The 21,313-nt window shown below is 34.5% G+C and carries 22 protein-coding genes; 14 read left to right on the top strand and 8 right to left on the bottom strand.

Features of this window, described 5'->3' with window-relative positions:
* The first annotated feature begins 174 nt into the window (after window positions 1–174).
* Window positions 175–942 carry an amidohydrolase gene (locus tag IRZ80_RS05085; RefSeq protein WP_194640477.1) on the top strand — a complete coding sequence of 256 codons (768 nt, stop codon included), beginning with the start codon at window positions 175–177 and terminating at the stop codon, window positions 940–942.
* On the opposite strand, the gene IRZ80_RS05080 is transcribed toward IRZ80_RS05085, so the two are convergent.
* The gene (locus IRZ80_RS05080) at window positions 931–2,610 is read right to left on the bottom strand and encodes an Ig-like domain-containing protein (RefSeq protein WP_194640476.1); all 1,680 of its coding nucleotides are present in this window, start codon (window positions 2,608–2,610) and stop codon (window positions 931–933) included. The genes IRZ80_RS05085 and IRZ80_RS05080 overlap by 12 nt on opposite strands.
* A gap of 263 nt (window positions 2,611–2,873) precedes the next feature.
* Here IRZ80_RS05080 and IRZ80_RS05075 point away from each other — a divergent pair, with 263 nt between their 5' ends.
* From IRZ80_RS05075 to IRZ80_RS05065, 3 genes are all read left to right on the top strand, one after another.
* Window positions 2,874–3,326, top strand: coding sequence for a 6-pyruvoyl trahydropterin synthase family protein (locus tag IRZ80_RS05075; RefSeq protein WP_194640475.1), 453 nt, complete (start codon window positions 2,874–2,876; stop codon window positions 3,324–3,326).
* A 19-nt stretch (window positions 3,327–3,345) separates the two neighbouring features.
* Entirely contained in the window at window positions 3,346–4,101 is a 756-nt protein-coding gene (locus IRZ80_RS05070; protein ID WP_194640474.1) for a UDP-2,3-diacylglucosamine diphosphatase, read from the top strand.
* Window positions 4,102–4,178: 77 nt separating this feature from the next.
* Complete coding sequence (locus IRZ80_RS05065) at window positions 4,179–5,075, top strand: GyrI-like domain-containing protein (protein WP_194640473.1); 897 nt, start codon at window positions 4,179–4,181, stop codon at window positions 5,073–5,075.
* A 462-nt stretch (window positions 5,076–5,537) separates the two neighbouring features.
* Here the strand turns inward: IRZ80_RS05065 and IRZ80_RS05060 are convergent, their stop codons facing one another.
* The 6 genes from IRZ80_RS05060 to IRZ80_RS05035 form a co-directional block, all read right to left on the bottom strand.
* Window positions 5,538–6,812, bottom strand: coding sequence for an MFS transporter (locus IRZ80_RS05060; protein ID WP_194640472.1), 1,275 nt, complete (start codon window positions 6,810–6,812; stop codon window positions 5,538–5,540).
* 8 nt (window positions 6,813–6,820) lie between these two features.
* Window positions 6,821–8,509, bottom strand: a complete 1,689-nt coding sequence (gene recJ / locus IRZ80_RS05055) for a single-stranded-DNA-specific exonuclease RecJ (protein ID WP_194640471.1) — start codon at window positions 8,507–8,509, stop codon at window positions 6,821–6,823.
* A 251-nt stretch (window positions 8,510–8,760) separates the two neighbouring features.
* On the bottom strand, window positions 8,761–9,105 hold the full coding sequence (locus IRZ80_RS05050) for a HopJ type III effector protein (protein ID WP_194640470.1): 345 nt from the start codon (window positions 9,103–9,105) through the stop codon (window positions 8,761–8,763).
* Between the two features lie 46 nt (window positions 9,106–9,151).
* Entirely contained in the window at window positions 9,152–9,586 is a 435-nt protein-coding gene (locus tag IRZ80_RS05045) for a hypothetical protein (RefSeq protein ID WP_194640469.1), read from the bottom strand.
* Window position 9,587: 1 nt separating this feature from the next.
* Window positions 9,588–10,301, bottom strand: coding sequence for a 16S rRNA (cytidine(1402)-2'-O)-methyltransferase (gene rsmI, locus IRZ80_RS05040; RefSeq protein ID WP_194640468.1), 714 nt, complete (start codon window positions 10,299–10,301; stop codon window positions 9,588–9,590).
* A gap of 50 nt (window positions 10,302–10,351) precedes the next feature.
* A complete protein-coding gene (locus tag IRZ80_RS05035) occupies window positions 10,352–11,284 on the bottom strand; it encodes a hypothetical protein (protein ID WP_194640467.1) in 933 nt (310 codons plus the stop codon).
* A 234-nt stretch (window positions 11,285–11,518) separates the two neighbouring features.
* On the opposite strand from IRZ80_RS05035, the gene IRZ80_RS05030 reads away from it, so the two are divergent.
* Window positions 11,519–12,112 carry a thymidine kinase gene (locus tag IRZ80_RS05030; protein ID WP_194640541.1) on the top strand — a complete coding sequence of 198 codons (594 nt, stop codon included), beginning with the start codon at window positions 11,519–11,521 and terminating at the stop codon, window positions 12,110–12,112.
* Between the two features lie 75 nt (window positions 12,113–12,187).
* Here IRZ80_RS05030 and IRZ80_RS05025 read toward each other — a convergent pair whose 3' ends face one another.
* Window positions 12,188–13,684, bottom strand: coding sequence for a S41 family peptidase (locus tag IRZ80_RS05025; protein ID WP_194640466.1), 1,497 nt, complete (start codon window positions 13,682–13,684; stop codon window positions 12,188–12,190).
* Between the two features lie 54 nt (window positions 13,685–13,738).
* On the opposite strand from IRZ80_RS05025, the gene IRZ80_RS05020 reads away from it, so the two are divergent.
* The 9 genes from IRZ80_RS05020 (at window position 13,739) to IRZ80_RS04980 (ending at window position 21,311) form a co-directional block, all read left to right on the top strand.
* Window positions 13,739–14,119, top strand: a complete 381-nt coding sequence (locus IRZ80_RS05020) for a hypothetical protein (RefSeq protein ID WP_194640465.1) — start codon at window positions 13,739–13,741, stop codon at window positions 14,117–14,119.
* 143 nt (window positions 14,120–14,262) lie between these two features.
* Entirely contained in the window at window positions 14,263–14,505 is a 243-nt protein-coding gene (locus IRZ80_RS05015) for a hypothetical protein (RefSeq protein WP_194640464.1), read from the top strand.
* A complete protein-coding gene (locus IRZ80_RS05010; RefSeq protein ID WP_194640463.1) occupies window positions 14,496–14,813 on the top strand; it encodes a type II toxin-antitoxin system RelE/ParE family toxin in 318 nt (105 codons plus the stop codon). The genes IRZ80_RS05015 and IRZ80_RS05010 overlap by 10 nt, the downstream gene beginning before the upstream one ends.
* A gap of 31 nt (window positions 14,814–14,844) precedes the next feature.
* Window positions 14,845–17,310 (top strand): bifunctional UDP-N-acetylmuramoyl-tripeptide:D-alanyl-D-alanine ligase/alanine racemase, encoded by a 2,466-nt coding sequence (locus IRZ80_RS05005; RefSeq protein WP_194640462.1) that lies wholly within the window; start codon window positions 14,845–14,847, stop codon window positions 17,308–17,310.
* A gap of 65 nt (window positions 17,311–17,375) precedes the next feature.
* Window positions 17,376–17,804, top strand: a complete 429-nt coding sequence (gene mscL, locus IRZ80_RS05000) for a large-conductance mechanosensitive channel protein MscL (protein ID WP_194640461.1) — start codon at window positions 17,376–17,378, stop codon at window positions 17,802–17,804.
* A gap of 590 nt (window positions 17,805–18,394) precedes the next feature.
* Window positions 18,395–19,165: a threonine/serine exporter ThrE family protein gene (locus IRZ80_RS04995; RefSeq protein ID WP_194640460.1), complete on the top strand. Its 771-nt coding sequence runs from the start codon at window positions 18,395–18,397 to the stop codon at window positions 19,163–19,165.
* 1 nt (window position 19,166) lies between these two features.
* Window positions 19,167–19,688: a threonine/serine exporter family protein gene (locus IRZ80_RS04990; RefSeq protein WP_194640459.1), complete on the top strand. Its 522-nt coding sequence runs from the start codon at window positions 19,167–19,169 to the stop codon at window positions 19,686–19,688.
* Window positions 19,689–19,827: 139 nt separating this feature from the next.
* Window positions 19,828–20,049: a helix-turn-helix domain-containing protein gene (locus IRZ80_RS04985; protein WP_194640458.1), complete on the top strand. Its 222-nt coding sequence runs from the start codon at window positions 19,828–19,830 to the stop codon at window positions 20,047–20,049.
* A gap of 2 nt (window positions 20,050–20,051) precedes the next feature.
* Complete coding sequence (locus IRZ80_RS04980) at window positions 20,052–21,311, top strand: DNA cytosine methyltransferase (protein ID WP_228520809.1); 1,260 nt, start codon at window positions 20,052–20,054, stop codon at window positions 21,309–21,311.
* Window positions 21,312–21,313: the final 2 nt, after the last annotated feature.

The raw sequence follows: 21,313 nt of genomic DNA, 5'->3' as shown, positions 1-21,313 counted from the left end.
TTAATAAATTCTTATTTACCATGGCAAGCTAGTACTACTTAATAATTTAATTGTCAGGGTAATTATTGATTTTTTCATCTAGGGGTTTTCCCTGATAGTAGCTGCGAATCAAAAAAAAATTTGGGTTGAGAGATAAATGAAAAGTGTTTTTTATCTTTGAATAAAATCCTAAAGTTGAAAACAGCTATCCTGCAATCTGCATTAGTTTGGGAGAATCCCCAAGCCAATCGAAATCATTTCGAAAAAAAAATCAATGCTATTGATGAAACAGTAGATTTGATTGTACTTCCTGAAATGTTCTCGACGGGTTTCACGATGAATCCATCAGCAGTTGCCGAAACCATGCAGGGTGAAACGGTTTTGTGGTTACAATCATTGGCGAAAGCCAAAAAATCAGCGATTACGGGAAGTTTAGTCATCAAAGAAAACGATAATTTCTATAACCGATTGTTGTTTGTTTTTCCATCTGGTGAAATCCAGTTTTATGATAAAAGGCATTTATTTACACTGGCAGGTGAAGACGAAATCTACACTGCAGGCAATAAAAAATTAATTGTTGAATATAAAGGCTGGAAAATCTGTCCGTTAATCTGCTATGATTTACGATTCCCAGTTTTTGCCCGAAATGTCGAAGAATATGATTTGTTAATTTATGTTGCCAATTGGCCAAAAATAAGGATAAATGCCTGGGATTCTTTACTCAAAGCACGAGCCATAGAAAATGTGAGTTATACTATTGGAGTTAATAGGGTTGGGGAAGATGATAATAAATTTGTACACAACGGACATTCCCAAGCGGTTGATTTCTTGGGAAATTATATTTTAGAACCTGTAGAGAATGAAGGCGTTTTTAAACTCGAATTGAATAAAGCTGAACTGCTTCTGGCCAGAAAAAAATTCAATTTTTTAAATGACCGTGATGCTTTCACGCTAAAAAGCTGATTTCTTTTTCTTCTTGTCAGCGTCTTTAGGTTTCTTCTTTTTGGGTTCTGGAGTATACGGAATACTTAAGTCGAAGGTTTCCTGCTGATCAAAATTAGCATGAAGTTCTATATCCTTAGAATAAACAACTTCTTCGGCTTGTCGTTTTTCAAGATAATCTCCGGTATCCCATTCCTTATTTTTATTGTCATCATAAATTGCCCTAACACCATATACGCCGGGTTCTAGCAAATTAAATTCAAGTTCGGTTTTTCCTTCAGTATATTGGCTTGCTTTTATAATATCTCCTTTATCATTGGTCAGTTCGATAATAACCGGAAAGCGATTTACATTTTTTAAAGAAAGAATGATGTTTCCGTAATCAGCAAAATTTCGAGTCTCTGTTTTAAAATCTAAAGTGTCATTCTTTTTTTCAAAAAAATCGGTAACAGCGCCCGGCATCATCTTAAAATTATATTTCTGCGCTTCATCGATTTTAAAATCAACATATAACTGCTGGTTAAACTCATCATAAGCTGTAGTAAAAGGCACAGCAGCTGAATCTTTGTCTGTAAGCGTCATTTTAGATTTGTCAAAATTAATAAGAGGAAGACTGGATTCCAATGTAAATCGGTCTCTAAAATTAAGTGAACCAGCTTGCAGGGCTTTGATGCTCAACGTGTCGTTTTTTTGTTTTTTAATTTTAAAAGAGAAGTCTTTCGAGTATTTACCTTTTTCGATATGCATTGAGAGAGAATCAGTCTTCAGCGGTTTATACCAAACCTGCAGAGAGTCTTTCTTACCCATTTTAGTAATAATAGCCGGCACTATTTCGTTATGATTTTTCAAAGTTAGTTTTGCCAGTTCACTATTCTTTCCAGAACTTCCTTCATAACCTACTATTAATCGGTTTCCAGATGCCTGAGTGGGTCTAATTGCTTTAAATGGTAATGTCATTTTAAATAATTCCAACTCAAAAACGGTGTCATTTGGAATCGTTACAATGCCTTTGTTAAACCCAATTAAATCCGATTTTGGATTGAATTTATTATTGCTGTTATTGTCTTTAAGTGCAACCAGAAAGTATTTTCCAGCTTTTAAGTTCTCCAATCGGAACGTTTTTAAACTATCCAAAGTATTGGTAATGTAACGCGGATTTTCTTTGTAAATAGTCGAATCATTAAATTTTTCGTTTGCTTCATAAAGCATAATAGAAACAAACGAAGCCACTTCTTTCTCATGAGCATCTTTTACTCTCCCGCCAAGAGCTAGTGAATCAATATAATTTCCCGTCGAAAACACATATTTAAACTGGTTGTAGGGATTGCCCTCGTTGTTATCGGCAATACTTTGGCCAAAATTCATGCTGTAAGTAGTATCTGGTGCCAAAGTATCATTAATAGTAATTGTTAATGTTTTCGAGGCCGTCGTAGGAAGAACAAGTAATTCATTTTTCATAGGAGGCGAAACAATCAATTGCTTATTTAAATTTTTAAGTTTGATATTTTCGTCAAAAGTAAGTTTGATTTTATTCCCGGTAAATTTAATAGAATAATTTTCGGGGTAACTGGATTTCAAAGTAGGTGCAATGGTGTCTTTCGCGCCGCCGGTAATAGAACCTCTTTTGGCACAGCTTATAAAAAAAATCAGAAGCAAAAAAGGAATATATTTAAAATGTTTTTTGAACATAATGTGCTAAAATTTTATTTTACAAAATAACAATTATATTTACTGTAATCGAAATATTTTGCAAATTATTAGGAGCTGTTTAACTTTGTTGAATCTTCGATTTCCTGCTTTCCGCTGTATCTTTTTATAAAGGAAAGAAAAATTGCTTTATAAAAAGGATGGAGTTTCGATCAGGGCCTATGGATTTGTAGTGACTGAAACCCTCTTTTTAATGACCATTTCTCGTGTGAATTCATTAAATTTGCACCCAAAATACAACTTCAATGAGCAATATCAGAATCACCAAACAATTTAATTTTGAAACCGGCCACGCTTTGTATGGTTACGACGGGAAGTGTAAAAATGTGCATGGCCATAGTTATAAATTATCTGTTACCGTTATTGGAAAACCAATTACTGATCGTAATAACGTAAAGTTTGGTATGGTCATTGATTTTTCGGATTTAAAAAAGATAGTAAAAGAAGAGATTGTTGATCAGTTTGATCATGCGACTGTTTTTAATGAAACTACTCCTCATATTGAATTGGCTAATGAATTAAAAGATCGCGGTCACCATGTAATATTGGTTGATTATCAGCCTACAAGTGAAAATATGGTAGTTGATTTTTCGCAAAGAATTATCAAAAGATTACCTTCGAATATTAAACTTTTTTCTTTGAAACTGCAGGAAACCGAGTCATCTTTTGCTGAATGGTTTGCAAGTGACAATCAATAATTTATCTACAAAGTAATTCATGCAGTTATCCAATAATAAAAAAATTTACTTCGCATCCGATCAGCATTTTGGTGCGCCAACACCTGAATTAAGTTTTCCAAGAGAACAAAAATTTGTCGCTTGGCTAGACGAAGTAAAAAAAGATGCGGAAGCTATTTTTTTACTGGGCGATTTATTTGATTTTTGGTTCGAATATAAAACTGTCGTTCCCAAAGGATTTGTCCGTATTTTAGGCAAGCTGGCCGAAATCCGTGACAGCGGAATACCGATTTATTTCTTTGTAGGAAATCATGATTTATGGATGTCTGATTATTTTGAAACAGAGTTAAATATTCCTGTTTACCACGATAATAAAGAATTTACTTTTAACAATAAAACCTTTTTGATTGGTCATGGCGACGGAAAAGGTCCTGGCGATAAAGGATACAAACGAATGAAAAAGGTATTCACTAATCCATTTTCAAAATGGCTGTATCGCTGGCTTCATCCGGATATTGGAGTTAAATTGGCACAATATCTTTCAGTGAAAAACAAACTGATTTCCGGCGAGGCTGATGTCAAATTTCTTGGTGACGAAAATGAATGGCTTATACTTTATGCGAAGCGTAAATTAGAAACTAAGCATTATAATTATTTTATCTTTGGACATCGCCATCTGCCAATGATTAAAACAGTAGGTGAAAACTCAGAATATGTTAATCTGGGTGATTGGATTAGTTATTTTACTTATGGTGTTTTTGATGGAGAAACATTTGAAGTGAAAAAATTCGAATAAATGCCTTTGACGATATAAGTCTTTTTAAGGATATTTAGTTTTTACTTTAAATAACATCAAAGTTTAGAAATTAAAGAATGAACGAAGATTATATAAAAAGGATAAACACCATTTTACTGTTCATAGATGACAATCTGGACTCAGATTTATCTTTAGAAATTGTTGCCAGCGCCGGAGCTTATTCTCCATTTCATTTTCATCGGATTTTTAAAGCGATAACAAATGAAACTTTAAACGCATACATCACCCGAAAAAGAATTGAAAAAACGGCATCGATACTTTTGCATCAAAAAAACGTAAGCATAGCTGAACTTTCGCTTCAGTATGGATTCAACAGCAATTCCTCATTTACAAAAACATTCAAAAAATTTTACGGAATCAGTCCTTCAGATTTTCGAAAATCTAGCAGTAAATTTAGCAAGATCCGAGAAGCAGAAAGCAAGAATGGACAAGAAAATGGATTGTTTGAAGAATATATTTGCAGCATTATGAACCACATTAATTGGATTAAAATGAATGCAAAAATTGAAATTATAGAAATGCCAAAACTGGATTTGGCTTTTATTACTCAAATTGGTCACGAAGGATTAGGAAATGCTTACGGCAGATTAATGAAATGGGCAATTCCTAAAGGTCTTTTGAAAGAAGGTTCTAAAATGCTGACTATTTATCACGATAGTTTTAAAATTACCGATCCTAATAAAGTCAGAATGAGTGCCTGTCTTATTTTAAAAGAAAAAATCAAAGCGGATGGCGAAATTGGATTGACAGCAATCGAAAAAGGAAAATGTATTGTGGGGCATTTTGAAATTGGAATTCATGAATTTGAAAAAGCTTGGACTGGTCTTTTTATTTGGATGAACGAAAATGGTTTTAAGAAAGCAGACCGAAATCCGTTTGAAATCTATCACAACAACTTTAATGAGCATCCTGAAAAAATAGCTATTGTTGATTTTTGCATTCCTGTGGAATAACTAACCGCTAAATCAATTCTTCTTTAAAAACAAAAGAGATACTCCATAGACCCGACAGGAATAGGAACTGCCGTCGGCCGCCAGCCTTCTAAACCGCACAGTAATTCAAAAGAAAGAGAGTTTAGTGTCTGGGGAAAAATATTTTAAAAAGAATTGATGATTTCTTGTGCTGTATGATGAGTTTACGGCACCGAAAAAATAAATTTTCTAACTTTTATAAAGGAATTATCAATAAGATTTGTATTGGCCACATCAAATAGCTAATAGCAATCATTATTGGCAGATTCAATTTCTTTTTAATGGATAATGCAGTCAGGAGAAAAGTGCTGACACCTAAAATTGAAATTATCGAAAGCGTCCCCGATACAATTATGCCTTGGTTTAAGTGAATGGGACTTAATCCTTGTTTAAAAAGAGAAGCTATTTTGTTTTTTAATGTATTGTATTGAATCTTTTTTTTAATTATTTATGGTTTTCGTGCTCTTCCAAGTCTTTTTGTAAATCCAGCGTTCTAAATCCTGGTAGTTTCAGTCCTGTAAAGATTACGACCAACAATGTCATGCTTCCTCCAAAAACAACTGCCGAAACAGCTCCCATAAGCTTTGCTGTCAATCCGCTTTCGAAAGCGCCTAATTCATTCGAAGAACCCACAAATATCGAATTCACTGCAGATACACGCCCTCGCATATGATCCGGAGTTTTTAGCTGTAAAATCGTCTGGCGGATCACTACTGAAAAACCATCGGTAACACCGCTCATAAACAAAGCAAAAACAGATAACCAAAACCAGGTTGAAAGCCCAAAAACAATAATACATATACCAAAACCAAAAATAGCAGCCAAAAGCTTAATTCCTGCGTTTTTGTAAAAAGGCAGATGAGTAGAAACGAACATCGTCAGCAATGCACCTACAGCCGGAGCAGCTCTTAAAATACCAAAACCTTCGGGACCTACTTTTAAAATATCCTGTGCGAAGATAGGCAGTAATGCCACTGCACCGCCAAAAAGAACTGCCACCATATCGAGAGTCAATGCTCCCAAAATAGATTTATTGGTAAAAACAAATTTCACTCCTTCCTTTAAACTTTCCATCACTGGCTCTCCGATTTTTGTGTTTAAAATAGGCTTCTTGGAAATTTGTGTTAGAATCAATAAAGCAAAAACGGAACAGGCAAAAATAGAACACATAGACCAATGAACTCCAATCCAGGTAATCGAAAATCCCGCCACAGCAGGTCCCGCCACAGATCCAATCTGCCAAACCGAACTGCTCCAGGTAGCAGCATTCGGATAAGCTTTTTTAGGAACAATCAATGCCAAAAGAGAAAAGATTGTCGGCCCAAGAAAAGACCGAACCAATCCGCCTAGAAAAACCAAAAAATAAATAGAATACAAAATCGCATTGGTAGACCATCCGCTCACAATTTTTGGACAAGTAAGTAAAAATAATCCAAAACTTATGATTGAAAACCCTAGAATACATTTAAGAAGCATTCCTTTTTTCTCTTTCTGATCTACAATATGACCGGCAAATAATGCCATTCCAATGGCCGGAATCACTTCCATCAATCCGATCATTCCCAGCGAAAGTGCGCTTTTTGTTAAACTATATACTTCCCATTCTATGATGATAAACTGCATTGACCACGCAAAAACCATAGCAAAACGCAATAATAAAAACACGTTAAATTCTCTATAGCGCAGGGCTGCATAAGGATCATTTTTCTTCTTACTCATAATCTTTTCTATTTAATATCTTTCAATCGCAATTGAATGCTCACTTTGTCATTCCACTCATTTTCATCGATACAGTATACGGCATCGAATTCCTGCTGACTGTTAGTTAAATCTTTTTTATTTCCCAACCCAAAGCCAATTGCAGCAAAACCTTCGGAGTTGTTTTGTTTTACAAACAGTTTTAAATGTTCGTCCTCGGATCCTAATGTTTTGGCATAACCTGTATCTTTTATTTTTTTTGTCAAAAAAACAGGCGTCATATTTTGAGGGCCAAAAGGTTCAAATTGTTTTAAAATCCGGATTAATTTTGGTGAAATGTCTGCAAAATTAATTTCGGCGTCAATGGTGATTTCTGGGGTTAAATGATCGGGATGAATGGTTTCCTGCACTGTTTTTTCAAATGCATTTTTAAAGATTTGATAATTTTCTGCTGCCAAAGTCATACCAGCCGCATACATATGTCCTCCAAACTGTTCTAAATGTTCCGAACAGGCTTCGAGCGCATTGTACACATCAAAACCTTTTACAGATCGTGCAGAAGCGGCATATTTGTCCCCGCTTTTTGTAAAAACCAACGTAGGGCGGTAATAAGTTTCAATTAATCGGGAAGCCACAATTCCAATCACGCCTTTGTGCCAATCTTCTTGAAAAACTACCGAAGTAAAGTTTTTTTCTTCCTGATTTTGGGTAATCTGCTGGAGTGCTTCTTTAGTGATTTGTTTGTCTAAATCCTTTCGATCCGAATTGTATTGTTCAATTTCGGAAGCGAATTGCTGTGCCTGTTCAAAATTAAATTCGGTTAACAATTCAACGGCATGATTACCGTGTTTGATACGTCCGGCAGCGTTGATTCGAGGGGCAATTATAAAAACAACATCGGTAATATCGAGTGTTTTCTTTTTTATCTGATGTATTAAAGCTTTAATTCCGGGTCTTGGCTGTGTATTGATTACCTGTAATCCGAAATAGGCCAAAACACGATTCTCACCAGTCATGGGAACAATGTCTGCAGCAATGGCAGTGGCTACTAAATCAAGATATAATACTAAATCTTCAATAGTTTGGTTTCTATTTGCACCCAAAGCCTGAATAAGCTTGAAACCCACTCCACAGCCGCACAATTCGTCATAAGGGTAATTACAGTCTTCGCGTTTTGGGTCTAAAACGGCAACTGCTTCAGGTAAAAATTCTCCTGGTCTGTGGTGGTCACAAATGATGAAATCAATGTTTCGTTCTTTTGCGTAAGCGATATGATCAATTGATTTTATACCGCAGTCCAAAGCTATGATTAATGAAAATCCGTTGTCGTCGGCAAAGTCAATTCCCTTGAAAGAAATTCCATAGCCTTCATCATATCGATCGGGAATATAAGTAGCGATATTTGGGTAATAGCTTTTCAAATAGGACGAAACCAGCGAAACAGCCGTCGTTCCATCAACATCATAATCGCCAAATATGAGTATGTTTTCCTGATTTTGAATTGCTCTTTCGATGCGTTCGATAGCTTTGTCCATATCCTTCATCAGGTAAGGATCGTGCAGATCGTCTAACGTTGGGCGAAAAAATTGTTTGGCCTGCTCAAAAGTTTCAATTCCTCTTTGGATTAGTAAAGTGGCGACAAAGTCTTCTATGTTAAGAGCCTGAGCTAAGTGTTTTATTTTTTCTTCTGAAGGTTTTGGCTTAATTGTCCAACGCATTTTTTATGGAGGTTTGATAAATTGTATATAAAATCAAGTGTATTCTAGCAACAATTTTTAGGATACGAATTTAATTTTTTAAAATCAAAACAGACGACAATTGTTTCTTAAATTATTGAGACAAAAGTAAAATATAAAACAATCAAATAGAGCAAATTGACAATCAGATTGTTTTGTTCAAATTGTAACTTTTTTGATTCAATATATATTAAAAACACACATAATGAATCAAAAAAGCTACAATTTTAAAATTATTTAAGTTCTAATGCTTTACCTTCAAATTTAATTCCATCCCAGCCGGTTTTCATAAAGTTGCGGATATTTTGGTGATTAGTACCATTTGGGTCTCCCAAAGTTTCTTCAAAATAATACGCTCCAAAACAAGCCAATGTTTCCTCAACGGATAATTTTTGCAACAGCGCAAAAGAAAATAATTTACAAGATCCTGAATTGGTTCCTGCTTCATTATGCGTGTCTCCGTTTTGAAAAGCGGTAGGGGTAAAATTGTAATTTTCCTCTATTACTGCAATTGTTTCTGCAAATGTGTTGGCTGTTGGGTTTTGTTTTAGTTTGTCTAAAAAAGATGTAATGCTCATTATGTATTTATTTAATTTTCGGTTATAGTTTTAAAATGGAAAAAATTTATTCAACTGTGTAAATGTAAAATGAACCATTCTTATCAAAAATATCTTGAAAATCTTCTCCCTTTATTGTAGTTTGTTTTTTATTCGAACGGATAACGATTTCTTCAATTTCATCAAAATCATTTGACTGACGAATTCCTCCCCAAATTTGCAATGTGTCTTTTTTATTCAACTTAATAGTTACAGTATATTTAGACGAATCCATTTTAATTAAATTTCCGTTTGAGCTATTATAATCTCGAATAAACTTTACAAATTCTTCAAACCCATTATAACTTTTGATATTTTTTTTAATCATTTCGTCATTCTGATTATACTTAATATCTACTGTAATTTGTTGATTACTACTATTTACAACAAACGAACCTGTATAGGGGTCGCATGAAACTAATGGGATCCAAAGAAAAAAACATATGATTTTTAATATTTTCATATTATTCTTCTTTCTGAAATTTATTTTTTTTGGCTTCTTTTACAATTGGTTTCCCTGCAACAATTACAACAATTTCACCACGAGGAGCTGTTTTCTCAAAGTGTGTCAGGACTTCACGAGCCGTTCCGCGACGATTTTCTTCGTGCAGTTTGGACAATTCACGACAAACACAAATTTGCCGGTCTTCGCCAAAATAAGTAACGAATTCAGCTAAGGTTTTCACCAATTTATGAGGCGAAACATACAGAATCATTGTTCGGGTTTCTTCGGCAAGTTCTAGATATCGGGTTTGTCTTCCTTTTTTTTCCGGAAGAAAACCTTCGAAAACAAACTTGTCATTCGGCAGTCCGCTGTTGACTAATGCTGGAACAAAAGCCGTTGCGCCAGGTAAACATTCCACCGCAATTCCGTTTTCGATACAGGCACGAGTCAATAAAAAACCAGGATCGGAAACAGCCGGTGTTCCTGCATCCGAAATTAAGGCTATGGTTTCTCCTGCCTTTAATCTCGAAATCAAATTTTCGATTGTTTTGTGTTCGTTATGCATGTGATGGCTGTGCATGTGCGTGCCAATCTCAAAATGCTTGAGCAGTTTCCCGCTCGTTCGAGTGTCTTCGGCAAGGATTAGATCTACTTCTTTAAGAATCCTAATAGCCCGAAAAGTCATGTCTTCGAGGTTGCCGATAGGAGTGGGTACGATATATAATTTTGACATTTTTCTTGTTTAAAGAAGGGATTTAATAAAATATTTTGAACCAAATGCCTTTAAAACGACAAGAATTTTTTCTCTATGATTTCCATAAAACGCTGTTCATATTCTTCTTTTCCTTCCCAATTATCGTAATCCGGTTTTACCATTTCATCGATAAAACTTTTAGTTTCCAGAAAAGTGTCAAATGTTATCAGCTGATTAAGAACACGGTTATAATCTTCATTGCTTCCGCCAAATAAATGTTTTACAAATGCAATTCGGTCGTTTAGGCCAATGGTAATTTCTTTTGCCAGCTTCTCATTCAAAGTAGCTGATTTAGGTTCAGCTTTTTCGAAATTAGTTTGCGGAGCGGATAAAATTGGTTCTTTTTCAAGCTGAAAAGAAGGAACAGTTTTGATAGCTTCCGGCTCTTGTTTTTTATCTGAAACTTTTACAAAATCAGGATCGGTATAGTGGCCTCCAAGAAGATCATCAAACGAAATCTGAACGGCTTCTTTTTTCTTTGGAGTTTCGGGTATTATGGTTTCTATAGCGTCAACAATTGGTTCAAATGCCATTTTTTCAGAAACGACTGGCTCTTCAATTGGTGCTGGTTTTTCGATAATTTCAGAAACAATAATTTCAGGTTCTTCGGCAACTGCAATTGGTTCAGGAGATACAACTTCTGCAGTCTCAATTTCAACAGTTTTGTCCTTTATTTTCTCAGTTATAGGTGTTTCTTCTATAATTGGTTCACTGACCGGAATTGGTTTTTGAAACTCCGGTATAGCCATGTTTTCAAAAAACTCTTTCATTTTCTCTACAACTTCAGCTTGACCAATGGTAGGTTTTGGATCTCCAAAATGCTCTTCAACAAATCGTAAAACAGCTAATTTTTCATATAATTTTTGTGTTTCCAAATAAAGCTGATTGATGTCTGATTTATTTTTAAGTTGTAAAATTCTATGAGCAATGCTGATTAAATCGGCTTCTAGTTTTTTTTGCATAACTTTTGAAATTATATGAATATGTGGCTTTATATAAATTGTTCTTTGCTGGTAATCGATGAAGCGGGTTAAATTTCTTTTTCAATTTTATTATTGAAATAAGACTTCTCAGATTTTCGAATTGATAAAAATTATCTACTTTTGAAACGAGGTAAAACAGAAATTTACCCAATTGATTTATTACCGATACAAAGTAATAAAAACTATTCATTTTTTAAGGCAGAAAAAAACAAAATGTTTCTCGAAAACACAGTAAATCATAAAGAGCAGTTTGGATGGATTGAAGTCATTTGTGGCTCAATGTTTTCGGGAAAGACCGAAGAACTTATCCGTAGATTAAAACGGGCTCAGTTTGCCAAGCAGAAAGTAGAAATTTTCAAACCCGCCATTGATACCCGTTATCATGACGAAATGGTAGTCTCTCATGACAGCAATGAAATCCGTTCAACGCCAGTTCCTGCAGCGGCTAATATTGCTATTTTGGCACAAGGCTGTGATGTAATCGGGATTGATGAAGCCCAGTTTTTTGATGACGAAATCGTGACGGTCTGCAATGATCTTGCCAATCAGGGGATTCGTGTAATTGTAGCCGGTTTGGACATGGATTTTAAAGGAAATCCTTTTGGTCCTATGCCCGCACTTATGGCTACGGCTGAGTATGTAACCAAAGTACATGCAGTATGTACCCGAACCGGAAATTTAGCCCATTACAGTTTTCGAAAAACCGATAATGATAAACTCGTAATGCTTGGTGAAACCGAGGAGTATGAGCCTTTGAGCCGTGCCGCTTATTATCATGCCATGCGGAAAGACGAGGAAAAGAATTAAAATAATAACCCCTTTCGAATCTTTGAATTTTGAAAGGGGGTATTTTTTTAAAAAATAGATTCTCTTTGAAATTATTTATTGTTTTTTCAGCCTTTTAAAATCTTCGATATATAGACCTTTGGCTGTATTTGTAGGGTTAAATGCAGTAAGATTGTCAATTTTAAAAGGCAAAGAGAGATCGGTGTTTTTTGCTGTCGTTCGCAAAGTCTGGCCCGTAATTAATTCGATGGCTTTCTTTAAACAAGGATCTTTTACGTTTCCAAATTCAACCAGATTTAAGAAAATGCTATAAGGATTGATTTCGTAATCGGGTGTGATATTCGCTGGATTTGCATCTTTATCTTTGTTATAATATGAAAAGGTAATGGGCTGCAATTGCCATTTGTGTTTGGTACTTCGATTAGTATAGGACGTATAATCATAAGCAGGAGAATCGTATAGTGTGTTAGATCCTACAAATTTGCCAACTGTTTCTTCACCTATTGTTATTACACTGATGTATTTTTTTAAGCATTGTATCGTAAGCTCACTCGCAGAAGCAGTTTGAAAACTTACCAGCACATATATTTTTGTCAAAGCGAGGCTGTTTATACTTTCTTCTCTCTGAAAAGTTGGCTGATTATCAACTAAGTTAAAAATTTTCACTTTTTCCGAAAGATTTTCATAGCCATCTTCACTATTGTGTTTATCATTGAAGTCCAAATAAATATAAGGCTTATTGGTAAAACTGCCGTTAATCATCTGCGCCAAAGCAATTGCCGTTTCTACTGAGCCTCCTCCATTGTATCTTAAATCCAAAACCAATTCGTTAATTCCATCCGATTGCATTTTAGCGAAAGCCAAATTGAGTTCATCATTATAATCTGATTTGAAACCATTAAAAACCAGATAACCAATGTTCTTCGCTCCATATATTTTCTTTTCGTAATAAGCAACTGGGTTTTCGTCAATTTCGGTTTTGGTTACAGTCACAGTTCCTGCTTTGTCTGTGGTTACCAAACTGCTGCTTGTAAATTGTACGCTTGCTGCCAGAGTAATTGTGATTTGTGTGTTTTCCAGCTGGTCATAATTGCTTGAAGTTAGCTGGCTTCCATTTATTTTTGTAATAACGTCGCCTCTTTTCAATCCTGCCAAAGCTGATGGTGAGCCAGGCACAACGTAGTTGATTAAGGCTACCATATTTATACTGGATGCGTCTTTAGGATAAATTCCATAGCTAAAACCACCATTTTTTTCGACTTCTGCAATTTTTGTAGCATACACTACCTCATTACTGTTTTCAATCCAAGAAAATCGATCGACAGTTCCTCTTTGATACAGGAGTGAATAAAAAAGCGCATCGGGAGTTTTTCCGTTAATAAAATTGTTATATGCTGCGGTAGAAGTGATTTTGCTGTCGGACAAATCGGTAACGTTGGGCTGCCAGTAGTACCAGGAATTCATCGCTTTCCAAACAAAGTTGTTAATCTCGTCTGGTTTGGTAGCTGTTGTTTCATTAGAGTCAGAATCCTTGCTGCAAGCTGTAAAGACCAATCCTAGAATTAATGTTGGAATAATATATTTTAATCTCATTGTTTTTTCAATGTTTAAATTAAGTTAGCTTTGTAGATATAAAACTCTAAAAGTATGAAGAATAGTATTTCAAAAGCCGTGTTTTTATTATTTTCTTTCGGAATTCTTTTTCTTTTCTCTTGTTCCAGACAACTTTTAGATATTCAAAATCAAACGTATAAAAGTTATAACAGGAATAGCGAGAAAGGATATGTAGTTAGTTTTGAATTAAATAATACTGCTGTTATTCCTAAATCGGTTGTGATTAATGGTATTGTTCAGGATATATCCGAAGTAAACAAAATTGGAGATACTTATACAGTAAATGTGATTGCACAAACTGCCATAATTCATAATTATCAAGTAAAATTAGATAAAAAAGAAAACGGAATTTATTTTGAGAAAAATTCCAATATATTTTTTCAACCTGTAAAATTTAGATTAATCGCCGATTAATTTTCTTTTTTAATAAAAATCAAAAGGAGTAAAAAATCTAAAATTCTGGTAATGATTTCAGAGGTTTTTTTAACTTAATAAAACTCTAAAATAAGGACTATTCCATTGCTATTTTTTTTAACTTTGATGTAAAATTAACGGCAATGGATTTACAAGCAAGAAAAATAGCATTTGTTCAAGAATTTCTTTCAATTGAAAGTGAGGAAATGATTTCCCGCTTAGAAAAATTGTTAAAAAATAAAAAAAGCGGAATAGAAGACATCAATTTCCAGCCGATGACAATGGAAGAGTTTGAAAGTAGAATTGACCAGTCAATGGATGATTCAAAAAATGGACGAGTTATTGAAGCAAACGAGTTATTGAAAGAGATTGAAAAATGGAGCTAAAATTAAATTGGACGGAATATTCCAAAAATGAATTGCGAAAAATATTTTTATATTATAAAAGCAAATCCAATTTAAAAACTGCAAAAAATAAAGTAAAAGAAATTTCAAAAGAAGTACTTATTCTTGAGAAGTACCCATTTATAGGTCAAAAAGAAAAGCTTTTAGTAAATAGAGAACAAGAATTTCGTTATTTTTTATGTGGAAATCATAAGATAGTTTATTATGTAGATTTAGAAATAAACTTAGTTGAAATTGTCGATATCTTTGATTGCCGGCAAGAACCTTTAAAAATTAAAAGAACAAAATAATGTGTTTTACAATTTTTAAATCTTCTTCAAAATGAATTTATCCTTAAAAAAAATCATTTCAATTCTGGATGCTAAAACAATCGACATTCAGGATATTATTGAAATTGATACTATCTCCATCGACAGCCGTTCCCTGCAAAACAACGAAAAAACACTCTTTTTTGCATTAGTCGGAAGCAATCACGATGCCCATATTTATATAAAAGACTTAATTGCAAAAGGCGTTCGTCATTTTGTGGTGACCCATATTCCAGATGGTTTTGAGGGAAAAGCCAATTTTTTGGTTGTCAAAAATACCCTTGAAGCTTTACAGCAAACGGCGTCCTATTACCGAAGTCTTTTTTCGTTTCCTATTATCGGCGTGACGGGAAGCAACGGCAAAACCATTGTGAAGGAATGGCTCAATTTCCTGCTGAGTCCTGACTATAATATCATCCGAAGTCCGAAAAGTTATAATTCGCAGGTAGGTGTGCCTTTGTCTGTGCTTGCGATTAATGAACAGCATAATCTTGGAATTTTCGAAGCTGGAATTTCGACGGTTTCAGAAATGGATAAACTCGAAAAAATCATTCGGCCAACGATCGGAATCCTTACTAATATCGGTTCTGCGCACGATGAAGGTTTTGAAAATCTGGAGGAAAAAATCAAGGAAAAAATGTTGCTTTTCCAAAATTCCGAAGTGGTGATTTATCAAAAAAATGAGTTAACAGATAATTTCATATCAAGTTCTTCCTTTGGAGAGGGGCGGAGTGAGGCTATTTCTTGGTCTTTTACCGATAAAACCGCTACGGTTTTTGTAGCCAAAAAAGAACATTCACTCGATCATACTCTTATTGAATATACCTATAAAGGGAATATTTCGACCTTGCAGATTCCTTTTGTGGATGATGCATCTGTCGAAAACGTGATTTCCTGTCTTTTGGTTTTACTGTATTTGGAATACGATGCTAAAACGATTCAAAGCCGAATCGAATTATTGTTTCCGATAGAAATGCGCCTGAAAGTGAAAAAGGGAATCAACAACTGCAGTCTGATTGACGACAGTTACAGTTCCGATTTTCAGTCATTGAAAATAGCTTTGGATTTTTTGGAAAGTCAAAAACAGCATCAGAAAAAAACGGTGATTCTTTCGGATATTTTCCAAAGCGGATTGTCGAATGAACAGCTGTATTCTAAAGTGGCCGAGCTGATAGTTTCCAATAACATCGGTCGTTTTATCGGAATCGGCGAAACGGTTTCGACATTAAAAACAAAACTTGACAATGCCTTCTTTTTCAAAGATACCGACGAATTTTTATTGCAGTTGGAACAGCTTAATTTTGAAAACGAAACCATTCTGATAAAAGGAGCAAGATCGTTTCAATTTGAAGAAATCGTGTCGGCATTGGCTGAGAAAACACACGAAACGGTTCTCGAAATCAATCTAAATGCGATAAGCCATAACTTTAATTTCTTTAAATCAAAACTGAAATCCGGTACCAAAATGATGGCGATGGTCAAAGCATTTGGTTATGGAAGCGGAGGATTTGAAATTGCAAAACTATTGGAACATCACAAAGTGGATTATTTGGGTGTGGCTTTCGCCGATGAAGGAATTTCGCTGAAAACAGCAGGAATCAAATTGCCGATTATGGTTTTGAATCCCGAAAACACAAGCTTTCCAGCAATTATTCAGCATCAGCTGGAACCTGAAATTTACAGTCTGAAAGGCTTGAATGCTTTTCTGAAAATTGCGGAACAGAAAAAACTAAAAGACTTTCCCATTCATATAAAAATGGATACCGGAATGCACCGTTTGGGTTTTGAGTTAAACACGATTGATGATTTAATTGCCACTTTGAAAGGAAACCAAACGGTTAAAGTAAAGAGTATTCTGTCCCATTTAGCGACTAGCGATGATTTACAGCAAAAAGATTTTGTTCAATACCAAATCGGGTTATTCGAAAAACTGTCCTCAAAATTGATGGATGAACTTCAAATTACTCCTATTCGTCATATTTTGAATACTTCGGGAATCAGCAATTTTCCCGAGGCACAGTTTGATATGGTTCGTTTGGGAATTGGTCTTTATGGCGTTTCTAATGATGCCGAAGAGCAAAAATATTTGGAAAACGTGGGAACGTTAAAATCGATTATTTCTCAAATAAGGACGATTCAATCGGGTGAAAGTGTTGGCTACGGAAGGCGATTTATCGCAGATAAGGAATCGAAAATTGCTACAATCCCTATTGGTTACGCTGATGGAATTTCGAGACATTGGGGAAATGGTATTGGCTTCATTACAATAAAAAATCAAAAAGCTCCCATCCTAGGAAGTGTATGTATGGACATGCTGATGGTTGATGTAACTGATATTGACTGTAAAGAGGGAGATTCGGTAGTGATTTTTGGCGAAAGCCCGACCGTGACTTATATGGCGGAACAATTGAAAACGATTCCGTATGAGATTCTTACCAGTATTTCCCAGCGTGTTAAGCGTGTTTTTTATAGGGAGTAACGCGGTTATTATGTTAAAAAATCACTATATTCGTTACATTATAAACTAACCAAAATCAATATATTATGGGATTTATCAGTGATTTCAAAGCCTTTTTGATGAAAGGGGAAATAGTAAATTTGGCAACAGCGGTAATCGTTGGTGGGGCTTTTGGCAAAATTGTGACTTCATTCACGAATGATATTTTGATGCCTCCCATTGGATTATTATTAGGAAAGGTTGATTTCAAAAACCTGAAACTTGTGCTTCAGGACGGTATTCCCGCAGTAATGGAAAATGGAGTTGAAAAAACGCCTGCAGTTGCAGAAGTTGCACTCAATTATGGTGCTTTCATACAAACCGTTTTTGATTTTGTGATTATCGGTTTCTGTATCTTTATAGTACTGAAAGCTTATGAAAAAACCAAGAAACAGGAAGTCGTTGCAGAAGCTCCGCCTGCAGGACCTACTCAGGAAGAATTACTTACCCAAATCAGGGATTTATTGAAAAAGTAATTCCTAAAGATTCTAAGAAAAAATCTTAACAACTTAGTATCTCAGTAACTTTACAACTTTAAAAAGAAATTATACCGCTCAACACTATATATTCTAACTAAACCACTCTATAAACGGGTGGTTCTTTTTTTGTTGATGATTCTAAGTGTCTAAAACAAAAATTTAGAAACTTTTGGTAATTTAGTTTCTCTGTTTTCTCTTCTAATTTGTTTAATCGGTGTTATCCGCGTACCACTTATCTGTCCCATGCGTAATGCATGAAATCCATAAAAGATTAAATTATCCTCTTTTTAACTTCAAAAAAAGAATAATTCATTAAAAAGTTGTGTTGAAAAATGAATTTTCGGCAAACGAAAGTCGTTTTGCTGACGTTTTTTGGGCCGTTAAAAACCTAAAATGAAGTTCAAAATCGAAAAATTGACTCCAAAAAAAGCAGATTCAAGCCCGATTTTTACAATTTATGGCAAGCGAAATCGATAGAAAGCACTTGTTATTTATTCTCTAAATAAATTATTGATTTCAGACAAAAATCAGCCTTTTTGAGAGGCCAATTCGTTAAATTTGAGAGTAAAATTAACAACCGCATTTATATGGAAATTGCAAAACCAAACAAATATGAACTGGGAGAAATGCTCCTGGAAATAGGTTCCCTACTCATTGTTTCGGGCGCCAATACCGAACGGGTCAAATTAACCATCAGCAGAATTGCCGGTGCTTTTTGCTGCGATTCGGATTTAATGATTAGCAATCATGCTTTGATGATTACCGTAAAGTATAAAGATCAGATTAAAACATTCACCAGCGTAAAATGGGTGCCCAATATGCATCTTAATTTCAATCTCATCTCCGATATCAGTACGATGAGCTGGAAAATAGTCGAAGAGAAATGGTCACTGGAACGTATAAATAATGAACTGAAACTGCTTGACCGAAAACCATTATATCCAAGAGCGTTGGTTTTATTTCTCGTTGCCTTGGCAGGGGCCTCTTTCTGCAGACTCTTTGGCGGGGGATTAGCCGAAATGATTCTTTGCTTTTTGGGAACTTTCCTAGGCTTGTTTGTAAGACAGGAAACGGTAAAGCTCAAATTCAATTTTTACCTCTGTATCTTTTTTGCGGCTTTAACCTCATCTTTTTTAGTTGGAGCCTGGTGGCATTTTAATCCTGATCAAGATTTTATACATGCCTTATCCACTTCTGTTCTGTTTTTGATTCCCGGAGTGCCAATGATTAATTCTTTCTCTGATTTTATTGACGGAAACATATTAAACGGAACCACACGAGGCGTTAACGTTTTGGTTATCGCTTTTGCCATTGCATTAGGGCTGATGGTTTCATTATTAATTTTTAAATTACATTAAAATGGATTTCGCATTATTAGAAAAAGGAATTTGGTTAGGATGTGCTGGAATTGGTTTTGGAGCATTATTTAATGTTCCCCGCCGCACTTTAGCAGCTATTTACATTATGTCGGCACTTGGAGGATTGCTCAAGTTTTATATGATTTCACTCGAATTTGGATTGGTTTTTGCTGCTTTCTGCGGATCGAGTCTTATCGGTTTTTTAAGTGTTTTGGCTGCTCATTACCGCAAAGCACCGCCAATGACCTTTTCGCTTCCTGCTTTAATTCCTATGATTCCTGGTTTTTTTGCCTATAAAGCGATGGTAGGCGTTATGAAATTAACCGCCGAAAAAGATCCGGATGTGTATTCCAAACTTTTCTTTGAAACTGCAAACAACGGACTTTCAGCTTGTTTTATCATTTTGGCTTTATCAGCTGGGGTTGCTATCCCACTGCTCATAGCCCGTAAAGAAACCGTGAAGCGGATTAAAACAGATAAAGTTTTAGAAATGCAGCTCGAAAACTTAGAAGAGGAAAATTAAAATAAACCTTTCTATAAATACAAAACGCCAGTCGAAAGATTGGCGTTTTTTTTGGTTTGAAAAACAAGTTGAAAACTAATCCTGAATGAGGACAATTGTAAGCAGGTCAATTGTCCTCACAAAACTATTTTTATAAACTATGAATATAAAAGAAAAATTCGGATTTAAAGTCAAAGAACTGAGAGAACAAAAAGGGTTCTCTATTGAATTTTTGGCAAATGTTTCAAATGTAGATAGAACCTATATCTCTGATATAGAGAAAGGAAAAAGAAATGTCTCTATAGAAATTATGGAAAAAATAATCCTCGCATTGGACAGTGATTTTGCGACTTTTTTTAATGATAACAGTTTTAAAAAATGAAAATGAAAGAGCAAATATCAATCGATGAGTTTGATAATAAAAAATTCAAAAAACATATTGGTGATATAGATGAAAGTAACAGAAAAGCTGTAGTTACTCATTTTCTTCATAATTATCATAATGGAGTGAAAAAGCATTATGAAAAAGAAGCCAATAAATATATTAAAGAAATTGTTGAATATAAAAATGAAGAAGAAAAGCTAAATATTCTTTACGATGATGCAGAGCAGTATTTATTATTTGAAGTAGAGAAAGTTCCTTTTCCAACACCAAAAGATTATAGTTTTAAATTTATTGACTTATTTGCAGGAATTGGTGGTTTTAGACTAGCATTACAAAATTTAGGAGGCAAATGTGTTTTTACTTCTGAATGGGATAAATTCGCACAAACAACTTACAAAGCTAATTTTGGTGAAACTCCTTTTGGTGATATCACAAAAGAAAGTACAAAAAAATATATCCCAGAAGAATTTGATGTTTTGTGTGGCGGATTTCCATGTCAGCCATTTTCTCATGCAGGATTGAAAAAAGGGTTTGAAGATACTAGAGGGACTTTGTTTTTTGATGTGGTTGATATTATTAATAGAAGAAAAGAAATTGGTAAGCCAGTTAAAGTAGTTTTTTTAGAAAATGTAAAAGGTTTAAAAAACCACGATAAAGGAAATACATTAAAGACCATAATTGAAACTTTAAATGAATTGGGGTATGAAGTAGCTACTGAAATTTTAAATTCTAAAAATTTTGGAATACCTCAAAACAGAGAAAGAATTTTTATAGTTGGTTGGTTAAAAGAGAAAAACAAAACATTTAGATTCCCATTTGGAATTGATTCAGAAGATGCTGTTATATACGAAAAAGAAAGTTTAGTTAATATTAAATCAACTGCTGTTGGTGATATTTTAATAAAAAGACCAGATGTAAAATATACGATTTCGGATAAATTATTTGCGGGACACATCCGAAGAAGGAAAGAACATAAAGAAAAAGGAAATGGATTTGGGTTTTCATCAGTAAATGAAAAAACTCAATATACAAGTACAATATCTGCACGATATTACAAGGATGGAAGTGAAATTTTGATTGAGCAAACTGATGCAAATCCAAGAAAATTAACTCCAAGAGAAGCTGGAAACCTGCAAGGTTATCCAGAAAATTATGTTATTCCGGTTTCAGATAATCAGGCTTATAAACAATTTGGAAATAGTGTTTCGGTTCCTGTTATTCAAGCAGTTTTTAATGAAATTAAAAAACAATTACTTTAAAA

This window comes from Flavobacterium sp. HJJ (assembly GCF_015351475.1).
Taxonomy (GTDB): Bacteria; Bacteroidota; Bacteroidia; order Flavobacteriales; family Flavobacteriaceae; genus Flavobacterium; species Flavobacterium marginilacus.
This window is presented reverse-complemented; position numbering and strand designations above follow the sequence as displayed.